Consider the following 12,054-nt stretch of genomic DNA (forward strand, 5'->3'; position numbering starts at 1 on the left):
AGGCTGCGTCGGGTCCGCCAGGCCGCGTCGCGTCCGGTCAGGCCTCGGAGGCCTCGGCGGGGGGTGCGGCCGGGGCGGCCGGGGATTCGGAGAGGAGGCGGGTGAGGAGGCGGATGGCGCCGCGCTTGTGCAGGGGCTCGTTGCCGTTGCCGCACTTGGGGGACTGGATGCAGGAAGGGCAGCCGGCCTCGCACTCGCAGGCCGCGATCGCGTCGCGGGTCGCCGTCAGCCAGGCGCGCGCGGTGCTGAAGGCGCGCTCCGCGAAGCCGGCGCCGCCGGGGTGGCCGTCGTAGACGAAGACCGTGGGGAGGAGGGTGTCGGGATGCAGCGGCACGGAGACGCCGCCGATGTCCCAGCGGTCGCAGGTGGCGAACAGCGGAAGCATGCCGATGGAGGCGTGCTCGGCGGCGTGCAGGGCGCCGCCGAGGATCTCCGGGTTGATCCGGGCCTCGTCGAGCTGGTCCTCGGTCACCGTCCACCACACGGCCCGGGTGCGCAGGGTGCGGGGCGGCAGGTCGAGCTTGGCCTCGCCCAGCACCTCGCCGGTGATCAGCTTGCGGCGCAGATAGGAGACGACCTGGTTGGTGACCTCGACGGAGCCGAAGCAGAGCCTGGCCGAGCCCCACGGGATCTCGGTCTCGGTCTCCAGGACGGAGATGGAGGTGGTGTCACGGGCCGTGGTGGAGAAGGGCGGGTCCGCCTGCTCCACGAGGGCCACGGCGTCCTCCAGGTCCAGGTGCTTCACGAGATACGTGCGGCCCTGGTGGAGGTGGACGGCCCCCTCGTGGACGGCGGTGTGGGCCGCAGACTCGTCGACCGTACCCAGCAGCCGGCCGGTCGAGGCCTCGACGATCTGCACCGGGCGGCCGCCGCCGCCCCGGATGTCGGTCAGGTCCGAGGCCCGTTCCCGGCGGGTCCAGTGCCAGGCGGTCGCCCGGCGGCGCAGCAGCTTCGCCGCTTCGAGCTGCGGAAGGAGGTCCTCGGTCGCCGGGCCGAAGAGTTCCAGGTCCGCGTCGGTCAGCGGCAGCTCCGCCGCCGCCGCGCACAGGTGGGGGGCGAGGACGTACGGGTTGTCCGGGTCCAGGACGGTGGCCTCCACCGGCCGCTGGAACAGCGCCTCCGGGTGGTGGACGAGGTAGGTGTCCAGCGGGTCGTCCCGGGCGATCAGCACGGCCAGGGCGCCCTGGCCCGAGCGCCCCGCGCGGCCCGCCTGCTGCCACAGGGAGGCCCGGGTGCCCGGGTAGCCGGTGATCAGGACGGCGTCCAGGCCGGAGACGTCCACACCGAGCTCCAGGGCCGTCGTGGCGGCCAGTCCGAGCAGCTCGCCGGAGTGCAGGGCCCGCTCCAGGGCCCGGCGCTCCTCGGGGAGGTAGCCGCCCCGGTAGGCGGCGACCCGGTGGGCCAGTGACCGGTCGACCGACGCGAGCCGTTCCCGGGTGATCACGGAGATCAGCTCGGCGCCGCGCCGGGAGCGCACGAAGGCGACCGTACGGACCCCCTGGACCACCAGGTCGGTCAGCAGGTCGGCCGTCTCGGCGGTGGCCGTACGGCGTACGGGAGCGCCCTTCTCGCCGCGCAGCTCGGTGAGCAGCGGCGGCTCCCAGAGGGCGAAGACCACCTCGCCCCGAGGGGAGGCGTCGTCGGTGATCTCGATCACCCGTACGCCGGTCAGCCGGGACGCGGCCGCCGCCGGGTCGCTCGCGGTGGCGGAGGCCAGCAGGAAGACGGGTTCCGCGCCGTAGCGGGCGCACAGCCGCCGCAGCCGGCGCAGCACCTGTGCCACATGGGAGCCGAAGACCCCGCGGTAGGTGTGGCACTCGTCGATCACGACGTAGCGCAGGGCCCGCAGGAAGGAGGACCAGCGCGGGTGGGCCGGGAGGATCCCGCGGTGCAGCATGTCGGGGTTGGTCAGGACGTAGTTCGCGTACTGGCGCACCCATTCGCGTTCCTCGACGGGCGTGTCCCCGTCGTAGACCGCGGGGCGTACGGCGTTGCCCAGCGGGGCGGCCAGTTCCCGCACGGCGCGCCGCTGGTCGGCCGCCAGGGCCTTGGTGGGGGCCAGGTACAGGGCGGTCGCGCCCCTGCCGTTCGGGGCCTCGGCGCCGTCCGCGAGGGCGGAGAGCACGGGCGCGAGGTAGGCGAGGGACTTGCCCGAGGCGGTTCCGGTGGCCACGACCACGGATTTTCCATCGAGGGCGAGCTCGGCCGCCGCGGCCTGGTGTTCCCACGGATGGTCGATTCCGGCCGATCCGATCGCGGCTACGACGTCTGTTCGGATGCGGTCCGGCCAGACTGCATGACGACCCGCCCGAGGGGGCAAGTGCTCCGTATGGGTGATGCGCGCAGCACGGGAAGGCCCCCGTGACAGGCGGTCCAGGACCGCGTCGGGGGTGGGTCGTGGGTCCGCGGGTGCCGTGGGCCGTCCGGGACCAGATGTGTTGGCCATCGGAACCGAGTGTGTCACCGGCGTGCGGGACAATGGTCCGAAGGCGTCGTGCGCGCCTGCCGGTAAGTGATTGAATGCCATCGCGGCAGCCAATCCCTCGCCTACCTTCGGGTGAGGGGGCGTCGCTCGATAGCAAGGTGCTGGAGGATCCGTGGACCTGTCCCTGTCGACTCGCACTGTCGGCGACCGTACGGTCGTGGAGGTCGGTGGCGAGATTGATGTGTATACCGCGCCCAAGCTGCGCGAGCAGTTGGTCGAGTTGGTGAACGACGGCAGCTACCACCTGGTTGTCGACATGGAGCGGGTGGACTTCCTCGACTCCACCGGCCTTGGTGTCCTGGTGGGAGGCCTCAAGCGCGTCCGTGCGCACGAGGGCTCGCTCCGTCTGGTGTGCAACCAGGAGCGCATCCTGAAGATCTTCCGCATCACCGGTCTGACCAAGGTGTTTCCGATCCACACCACGGTGGAAGACGCAGTCAACGCCACCGACTGACGGCTCCGCGCGGCCCCCTGCAGCCTCCGGGCGGCGGGGAGCCGACAAGGAGAGCGGGGGTACCGGGCCATGGTTGGCCCGGGCCCCTGTCAAGGCACGCCCGTAGTCCGAGGGGGATGCGCATGGCCACCGTTGAACTGCGCTTCAGCGCCCAGCCCGAACACGTCCGGACGGCCCGCCTCGTCGCGGCCGCCGTGGCGCGCCGGGTCGGCGTGGAGGAAGCCGTCCTCGACGAGGTCCGCCTCGCCGTGGGTGAGGCCTGCTCGCGTGCCGTCGGACTCCATCGGAGCAACGGACTGACCGCGCCCGTCCGGGTGGTGCTGAGCGAGGAGGACAAGGTGTTCTCCATCGAGGTCGGCGACGAGGTCCCCGGGCCGTCCGGCAGCGCCTCCGACGCGGTGTCCGGCATCACCGCCGTCCTGGAGTCCGAGGGCGAGACCGAGGACGAGATGGGTCTCGCGGTGATCAGCGGGCTCGTCGACGACGTCGAGGTCAGCAGCGGGGAATCGGGCGGGACCATCCGGATGAGCTGGCCCGTCTCCGGAGTCTCCGAGCTTCCCTGAGATCCGTCGCGATCCGCCCCGCGCGCAATCCTTCGTATCTTCCGATCTTTATCAAGGCCCTGCTGAGCAGGGCCTTTTTCATTTCCCTAGATCAATGATGAGGCGTCAATGCCTTTGCCCCATTACCACTTTCGAGGGTAATGGAGTGACGCGATCTATTGCTGAGGAGCGAGAGCACGCCAATTACGTTTCCTGCGCACTGTTTTGATCGGGGCGCGCTCCCTACAATCCGTCCACATCTTGAGCTCATCACGTCAAGGAGGACGAATGACGGGGCTCTTCACCCCTAACGCGCCGGATCGCACCACAGATCTGGCAGCCGCAGTACTCACCGATGACAATCGGCTCATCGTGATCGTCATTGCGGCCGTGGCACTCGCCGCACTCGTCGTCGCGCAGATCCTGGTCCGCCAGGTCCTCGCCGCCGACGAGGGAACCGACAGCATGAAGGAGATCGCCGCAGCCGTCCAGGAAGGCGCCAACGCCTATCTCGGCCGTCAGCTGCGCACCCTCGCCATCTTCGCCGTCGTGGTCTTCTTCCTGCTCTTCCTGCTCCCCGCCGACGACTGGACGCAGCGGGGCGGGCGCTCCGCCTTCTTCCTCGTGGGCGCCATCTTCTCGGCCGCCACCGGCTACATCGGCATGCGCCTGGCGGTCCGCGCCAACGTCCGTGTCGCCGCTGCCGCACGCGAGGCCACCCCGGCCGAGGGGGAGCCCGCCAAGGACCTGACCGAGGTCTCCCACAAGGCGATGAAGATCGCCTTCCGGACGGGCGGCGTCGTCGGCATGTTCACGGTCGGCCTCGGCCTCTTCGGCGCTTCCTGCGTCGTCCTGGTCTACGCCGCCGACGCCCCCAAGGTCCTGGAGGGCTTCGGTCTCGGCGCCGCCCTGATCGCGATGTTCATGCGCGTGGGCGGCGGAATCTTCACCAAGGCCGCCGACGTCGGCGCCGACCTGGTCGGCAAGGTCGAGCAGGGCATTCCGGAGGACGACCCGCGCAATGCCGCGACCATCGCCGACAACGTGGGCGACAACGTCGGAGACTGCGCCGGAATGGCGGCGGACCTCTTCGAGTCCTACGCCGTCACCCTGGTGGCCGCGCTCATCCTCGGCAAGGCCGCCTTCGGCGACCTGGGCCTCGCCTTCCCGCTGATCGTGCCCGCGATCGGCGTCATCACCGCGATGATCGGCATCTTCGCGGTCTCCCCGCGCCGCAGCGACCGCAGCGGCATGACCGCCATCAACCGCGGGTTCTTCATCTCCGCCGTGATCTCCCTGGCGCTGGTCGCGATCGCCGTCTACGCCTACCTGCCGGCCACCTACAAGGAGCTCGTCGGCGTCGAGAACCCGGCGATCACCAACCACACCGGTGACCCGCGGATCCTGGCCGTCGTCGCCGTCGCCATCGGCATCGTGCTCGCGGCCCTGATCCAGCAGCTGACCGGCTACTTCACCGAGACCAACCGGCGCCCCGTCCGGGACATCGGCAAGTCCTCCCTGACCGGCGCGGCCACCGTCGTCCTCGCCGGAATCTCGGTGGGCTTGGAGTCCGCCGTCTACACGGCTCTGCTCATCGGCCTCGGCGTCTACGGCGCGTTCCTGCTCGGCGGTACGTCGATCCTGCTCGCGCTCTTCGCGGTGGCCCTGGCCGGCACCGGCCTGCTCACCACCGTCGGCGTCATCGTCGCCATGGACACCTTCGGGCCCGTCTCCGACAACGCCCAGGGCATCGCCGAGATGTCCGGCGACGTCGAGGGCGCCGGTGCGCAGGTCCTGACCGACCTGGACGCCGTGGGCAACACCACGAAGGCCATCACCAAGGGCATCGCCATCGCCACGGCGGTGCTCGCCGCGGCGGCGCTCTTCGGCTCGTACAACGACGCGATCGCCACCGCGGTCAGGGAAGTCGGTGCCAAGGCCGGGGAGATGAACCTCAGCCTGGACATCGCACAGCCCAACAACCTCGTCGGGCTGATCCTGGGCGCGGCCGTCGTGTTCCTGTTCTCCGGCCTCGCCATCAACGCCGTCTCCCGCTCCGCGGGCGCCGTCGTCTACGAGGTGCGCCGCCAGTTCCGGGAGCACCCCGGGATCATGGACTACACCGAGAAGCCCGAGTACGGGCGCGTCGTGGACATCTGCACCAAGGACGCGCTGCGCGAGCTCGCCACGCCCGGCCTGCTCGCCGTGCTCACCCCCATCGCCGTGGGCTTCTCCCTCGGCGTGGGCGCGCTCGGCTCCTTCCTCGCCGGTGCCATCGGCACGGGCACCCTGATGGCGGTCTTCCTCGCCAACTCCGGTGGCGCGTGGGACAACGCGAAGAAGCTCGTCGAGGACGGCCACCACGGCGGCAAGGGCAGTGAGGCCCACGCCGCGGTCGTCATCGGTGACACGGTCGGCGACCCGTTCAAGGACACCGCCGGACCGGCGATCAACCCGTTGCTCAAGGTCATGAACCTGGTGGCGCTGCTGATCGCCCCCGCGGTCGTGCAGTTCAGCTACGGCGAGGACAGCAGCCCGGTCGTGCGGGCCGTCGTCGCGGTCCTCGCGATCGGCGTCATCATCGGCGCGGTGTACATCTCCAAGCGCCGCGGCATCGCCGTCGGCGACGAGACCGAAGGCGGAGCCGCCGAGCGGGTGGCCCAGTCGACCGACCCGGCGACGGTCTCCTGACCCGAGGTCCGGTCAGCGGTACGGGCAGGGCCGGGCAGGGCCGGCCGGTACGCCCGAAAGGCGGATGGGCGGCGCGGACTCACGCGCCGTCTGTCCGCCTTTGTGCGTCGCCGGAGGGCGGGCGTGTATCTTCCGGGCCGAGAGCCTTCGAAGGGACCAATCCGGTGAACAAGAAGATTGCGGCCGCGTTGTCGGGCGGTGCGGCACTGATGCTCGTCCTGTCCGGATGCGGCGGGGACGAGACCGACCAGAAGGCCGGCTCATGGGCCAAGAAGGTCTGTGACCAGTGGCAGCCCCAGATCGAGAAGATCGAGGCCGCCAACGTCGAGATCAAGCGCGTGGCCTCGGAGAGCAGCAAGCCCGACGAGGTCCAGAAGACCGACTCGGCGGCGTTCGCGACCATGACCGAGTCGTACAAGGCGATGGCGGCCGCCCTGCGGTCGGCGGGCGTTCCGCCGGTCAAGAACGGCGCCGCGACCCAGGAGGCGGCGGCCAAGGGCTTCGAGACGACGTCCACGGGCTACGCCGACCTGAAGGCGAAGACGGACGCCCTCGACCCCCAGGACAAGGCGAAGTTCGCCGACGGCCTCAAGGAGGTCGCGGGCGGGCTCAAGGACGTGACGAAGGGCGGTCAGGACGCGCTCGCCCAGCTCAAGGCGGGTGGCCTCGGCCCGGCGATCAACGGCCAGAAGGGCTGCCAGGTCGCGTCGGCACCGGCCTCCGCGCAGTAGCACGGCCGGCCCGCGCGGGCGGTGTTCCGCGCGGTACGCCGCTCAGGGCGGCCGGGGTCTCGGAAGGGGCCGCGGCCGCCCTTTCGCACCTGTGGGCCCGGTGTGATCGGCAGGACGGGTCCCAGCGGACACAATGGACGCGTGAGTACCACCAGCCTCCCCAAGCCCGACCGCGCCCCCGAGCTCCGCGCCGCCCTGCTCGCCGCCGGTTTCACCGCCGACGGGCTGCTCGACCTGCTCGGCGCCCCCGCCTACGCCGCGCTGGCCCGCAGCGAGACCGTCCCCGCCCTGCGCGCCACCCGCGGTCCGGGCGACGGGGCGCTCGCGAGCCTGGTCAGGCTGTTCCTGCTCCAGCAGCCGGAGCCGTACGTGCACGCCGCGGAGGCGCTGCCCGTCGAGGCGGCGCTGGCCGACGGCTGGCTGCGGCTGGAGGGCGACGAGGTGCACGCCACCGTCGACGTGCGCCCGTACGGCGGCCCGGACGGCGAGGACTGGTTCATCGTCTCCGACCTCGGCTGCTCCGTCGGCGGGGCCGGCGGGATCGGCAGCCGCGAGGAGGGCGTGGTCCTCGGCGTCGGCGGCGCCTCCACCACCCTGGCCGGGATCACCGTCCGCACCCCGGTCGGCTCCGCCCTCGACATCGGCACCGGATCCGGAATCCAGGCGCTGCACGCGTCCCGGCACGCCACCCGGGTCACCGCCACCGACGTCAACCCCAGGGCCCTGGGATTCACCCGTCTGACGCTGGCCCTGTCCGGGGCCCCGGAGGCCGAGCTGCTCACCGGGTCGCTGTTCGAGCCGGTCGGCGAGGCCACGTACGACCTCATCGTGTCGAACCCGCCGTTCGTGATCTCCCCCGGCGCCCGGCTGACCTACCGGGACGGCGGTATGGGCGGCGACGACCTGTGCCGGACGCTGGTCCAGGAGGCCGGCGCGCGGCTCAACCAGGGCGGGTACGCGCAGTTCCTGGGCAACTGGCAGCACGTGGAGGGCGAGGACTGGCGCGACCGGCTGCGCTCCTGGGTGCCGCGCGGCTGCGACGCCTGGATCGTGCAGCGTGACGTGCAGGACGTGACGCAGTACGCGGAGCTGTGGCTGCGCGACGCGGGCGACCACCGGACCGACCCGGCCGAGTACACGCGGCGGTACGAGGACTGGCTGGACGAGTTCGAGGCCCGTGGGACCAAGTCCGTCGGCTTCGGATGGATCACCTTGCGCCGGACGGACGCGGCCGAGCCCTCGATCGTGGTCGAGGAGTGGCCCCACACGGTGGAGCAGCCGCTCGGCGAGGCCGTCCTGGCCCATTTCGCGCGCCAGGACTACCTGCGGCAGCACGACGACGCGGCCCTGCTGGAGGCCTATTTCGCGCTGGCCGAGGAAGTGGTCCAGGAGCAGGTCGGCGCGCCCGGCGCGGAGGATCCGGAACATGTCGTGCTCCGGCAGAACCGCGGAATGCGGCGCGCCACCAAGGTCGACACGGTCGGCGCCGGCTTCGCCGGAGTGTGTGACGGCTCACTGAGCGCGGGCCGGATCCTGGACGCGATCGCGCAGCTGGTCCAGGAGGACCCGATCGTGCTGCGGGACCGCACTCCGGAGGCCATCCGGCTGCTGGTCGAGCAGGGCTTCCTGGACCCCGTGGCGGGCCCCTCGCAGTAGTCGGCCCCAGGATGTAACCCGGGGTTCGCCCGCCGTATCCACAGGGCTGCCAGTCTCCTGCGCAGGGGGATCCGGGGGGATCCCGAGAGCGACCCGGGGGCAAGGGGAAGCGGCGCGGAAAACGGTCCGGCGATCTTCTCGGCGGCCGTGTTCCCGCTGTTCGGGGCCGCTCTGCAAGCCTGACGGGGGCGCGTGCTCTTCCACCGTGCGCCGGTGGCGGAGGGCGCGCTCCCCGTCGCGGCCGCAGCGCCGGCCCGGCTCGTCGGAGGGCGGCGACGGCCCTGGGACCGGGTCGCCCCGCGCGGCTCCGGCACCGAGTTCGAGTGACCCTGGCGGACCGGACGCGGCCGGGGATCCGGCCCGGAAAGCCGAGGTCGGAGCAGGCGTGAGACCGGGTGCGAAGGCGCGGCCAGACGGCCCCCCGGCCACCCTGCCCGGTGATCGGGAACGCCCCGGCGCGGCATCCGGGCGGCAGAAACGGCACTTGTCGGGTTACCGTTCGAGTGGCCGTTGCGGGCTTCTGCCGTTTGACACGGGGGCGGGTTGTACCGTCACACTCCGCAGCGTCGCCGTACTGCGACCGAGTGCCGACCGGAGAGAAGAGCCAAGTTGTCCCCGACTAGCGAGACCGCAAAGGGCGGCCGCCGACTCGTCATCGTCGAGTCCCCAGCCAAGGCGAAGACGATCAAGGGCTACCTCGGCCCCGGATACGTCGTCGAGGCGAGCGTCGGGCACATCCGCGACCTCCCGAACGGCGCGGCCGAGGTTCCCGACAAGTACACCGGTGAGGTCCGCCGCCTCGGCGTGGACGTCGAGCACGACTTCGCGCCGATCTACGTCGTCAACGCGGACAAGAAGTCCCAGGTCAGGAAGCTCAAGGAGCTGCTGGCCGAGTCCGACGAACTCTTCCTCGCCACCGATGAGGACCGCGAGGGCGAAGCCATCGCGTGGCACCTGCAGGAAGTCCTCAAGCCCAAGGTCCCCGTCCACCGGATGGTCTTCCACGAGATCACCAAGGACGCGATCCGCGACGCCGTCGCCAACCCGCGCGAGCTCAACCAGCGCATGGTCGACGCCCAGGAGACCCGCCGCATCCTCGACCGCCTCTACGGCTACGAGGTCTCGCCGGTCCTGTGGAAGAAGGTCATGCCGAAGCTGTCGGCGGGCCGCGTCCAGTCGGTGGCCACGCGCATGGTCGTCGAGAGGGAGCGCGAGCGCATCGCCTTCCGCTCCGCCGAGTACTGGGACCTGACCGGCACCTTCGCCACCGGCCGCGCCGGTGACGCCTCCGACCCCTCCACGCTGGTCGCCCGGCTGAACACGGTCGACGGCAAGCGCATCGCCCAAGGCCGTGACTTCGGCTCGAACGGGCAGCTCAAGAGCGAGGTGCTGCACCTCGACGAGGCGAATGCACGGGCTCTGGCCGCCGCCCTGGCCGACACCGCGTTCGCCGTCCGGTCGGTCGAGTCCAAGCCGTACCGCCGCTCCCCGTACGCCCCGTTCCGTACGACGACGCTCCAGCAGGAGGCCTCGCGCAAGCTGGGCTTCGGTGCGAAGGCGACGATGCAGGTGGCGCAGAAGCTGTACGAGAACGGCTTCATCACCTATATGCGTACCGACTCCACCACGCTGTCCGACACCGCGGTGTCGGCGGCGCGGGCGCAGGTCACCCAGCTGTACGGGGCCGACTACCTGCCGGAGAAGCCGCGCGTCTACGCCGGCAAGGTCAAGAACGCCCAGGAGGCGCACGAGGCGATCCGTCCTTCGGGTGATCGTTTCCGCACCCCGGCCGAGACGGGTCTGACCGGCGACCAGTTCCGCCTGTACGAGCTGATCTGGAAGCGGACCGTCGCCTCCCAGATGAAGGACGCGGTCGGCAACAGCGTCACCGTGAAGATCGGCGGCCGTGCCTCGGACGGACGCGACGCCGAGTTCACCGCCTCCGGCAAGACGATCACCTTCCACGGCTTCATGAAGGCCTACGTCGAGGGCGCGGACGACCCGAACGCCGAGCTCGACGACCGCGAGAAGCGGCTGCCGCAGGTGGCGGAGGGCGACGCGCTCGCCGCCGAGGAGATCACGGCGGACGGGCACTCGACCAAGCCGCCGGCCCGCTACACCGAGGCCTCGCTGGTCAAGGAGCTCGAAGAGCGCGAGATCGGCCGTCCGTCGACGTACGCGTCGATCATCGGCACGATCCTCGACCGCGGCTACGTCTTCAAGAAGGGCACGGCGCTCGTGCCGTCCTTCCTGTCGTTCGCCGTGGTGAACCTGCTGGAGACGCACTTCGGGCGGCTCGTCGACTACGACTTCACCGCGAAGATGGAGGACGACCTCGACCGCATCGCGCGGGGCGAGGCCCAGTCCGTGCCGTGGCTGAAGCGGTTCTACTTCGGCTCGGAGGACGCGACCGAGGTCGTGCCGGCCGACGGGGACCACCTCGGCGGTCTGAAGGAGCTGGTCACGGACCTCGGCGCGATCGACGCCCGGGAGATCTCCTCCTTCCCGGTCGGCGAGGGCATCGTGCTGCGCGTCGGCCGCTACGGGCCGTACGTGGAGCGCGGCGAGAAGGACGCGGAGGGCCACCAGCGCGCCGACGTCCCGGACGACATGGCTCCGGACGAGCTCACGGTCGAGTACGCGGAGGAGCTGTTCGCCAAGCCGAGCGGCGAGTTCGAGCTCGGCAAGGACCCGGTCAGCGGGAACGAGATCGTCGCCAAGGACGGTCGCTACGGGCCGTACGTGACGGAGATCCTCCCCGAGGGCACCCCGAAGACGGGCAAGAACGCGGTCAAGCCGCGGACGGCCTCGCTCTTCAAGTCCATGAGCCTGGACACGGTCACCCTCGACGAGGCGCTCAAGCTGATGTCGCTGCCGCGCGTGGTCGGCGCGGACGCGGAGGGCGTGGAGATCACGGCCCAGAACGGCCGCTACGGCCCGTACCTGAAGAAGGGCACGGACTCGCGGTCGCTGGAGACCGAGGACCAGCTCTTCTCGATCACGCTGGACGAGGCCCTCGCGATCTACGCGCAGCCGAAGCAGCGGGGCCGGGCCGCGGCCAAGCCGCCGCTGAAGGAGCTGGGCACCGACCCGGTCAGCGAGAAGCCGGTCGTGGTCAAGGACGGCCGCTTCGGGCCGTACGTGACGGACGGCGAGACGAACGCGACGCTGCGGCGGGACGACGACGTCGAGACGATCACGCCGGAGCGGGGCTACGAGCTGCTCGCGGAGAAGCGGGCGAAGGGCCCGGCCAAGAAGGTGGCGAAGAAGGCTCCCGCCAAGAAGGCCCCGGCGAAGAAGGCGACGGCGACGAAGGCCGCTGCCGCGAAGAAGACGACGGCGGCCAAGAAGACGACCGCCAAGAAGACCGTGGCGAAGAAGACGGTGGCCAAGAAGGCCGCCGCGGCCCCCACGGACGAGTAGTCACGACAAGAGCCCCGCGCGAAGCGTGGGGCTCTTGTGCGTCCGCCCCGCCACATTCAGCCTCGGCGGCGT

Annotated in this window: 8 protein-coding genes; 7 read left to right on the forward strand and 1 reads right to left on the reverse strand. The window is 71.1% G+C overall.

Annotated elements, in window-relative coordinates; all coding sequences use genetic code 11:
* Positions 1-37: 37 nt before the first annotated feature.
* A complete protein-coding gene (locus ACFY04_RS07065; RefSeq protein WP_389114640.1) occupies positions 38-2,527 on the reverse strand; it encodes a DEAD/DEAH box helicase in 2,490 nt (829 codons plus the stop codon).
* Between the two features lie 70 nt (positions 2,528-2,597).
* Here ACFY04_RS07065 and bldG point away from each other — a divergent pair, with 70 nt between their 5' ends.
* The 7 genes from bldG (at position 2,598) to topA (ending at position 11,982) form a co-directional block, all read left to right on the forward strand.
* On the forward strand, positions 2,598-2,939 hold the full coding sequence (gene bldG / locus ACFY04_RS07070; RefSeq protein ID WP_008743037.1) for an anti-sigma factor antagonist BldG: 342 nt from the start codon (positions 2,598-2,600) through the stop codon (positions 2,937-2,939).
* Positions 2,940-3,061: 122 nt separating this feature from the next.
* Positions 3,062-3,502, forward strand: coding sequence for an ATP-binding protein (locus ACFY04_RS07075; protein ID WP_314242592.1), 441 nt, complete (start codon positions 3,062-3,064; stop codon positions 3,500-3,502).
* Between the two features lie 267 nt (positions 3,503-3,769).
* Positions 3,770-6,172: a sodium-translocating pyrophosphatase gene (locus ACFY04_RS07080; protein ID WP_389114641.1), complete on the forward strand. Its 2,403-nt coding sequence runs from the start codon at positions 3,770-3,772 to the stop codon at positions 6,170-6,172.
* A gap of 164 nt (positions 6,173-6,336) precedes the next feature.
* Positions 6,337-6,903 carry a small secreted protein gene (locus tag ACFY04_RS07085; protein ID WP_389114643.1) on the forward strand — a complete coding sequence of 189 codons (567 nt, stop codon included), beginning with the start codon at positions 6,337-6,339 and terminating at the stop codon, positions 6,901-6,903.
* A 141-nt stretch (positions 6,904-7,044) separates the two neighbouring features.
* Positions 7,045-8,559: a methyltransferase gene (locus ACFY04_RS07090; protein ID WP_389114644.1), complete on the forward strand. Its 1,515-nt coding sequence runs from the start codon at positions 7,045-7,047 to the stop codon at positions 8,557-8,559.
* Between the two features lie 192 nt (positions 8,560-8,751).
* Positions 8,752-8,886 (forward strand): hypothetical protein, encoded by a 135-nt coding sequence (locus tag ACFY04_RS07095; protein WP_389114646.1) that lies wholly within the window; start codon positions 8,752-8,754, stop codon positions 8,884-8,886.
* Positions 8,887-9,168: 282 nt separating this feature from the next.
* Positions 9,169-11,982, forward strand: a complete 2,814-nt coding sequence (topA, locus tag ACFY04_RS07100; protein ID WP_389114648.1) for a type I DNA topoisomerase — start codon at positions 9,169-9,171, stop codon at positions 11,980-11,982.
* Positions 11,983-12,054: the final 72 nt, after the last annotated feature.

Origin of the sequence: Streptomyces sp. NPDC001549, from assembly GCF_042894025.1 — a bacterium.
GTDB lineage: Bacteria > Actinomycetota > Actinomycetes > Streptomycetales > Streptomycetaceae > Streptomyces > Streptomyces kutzneri.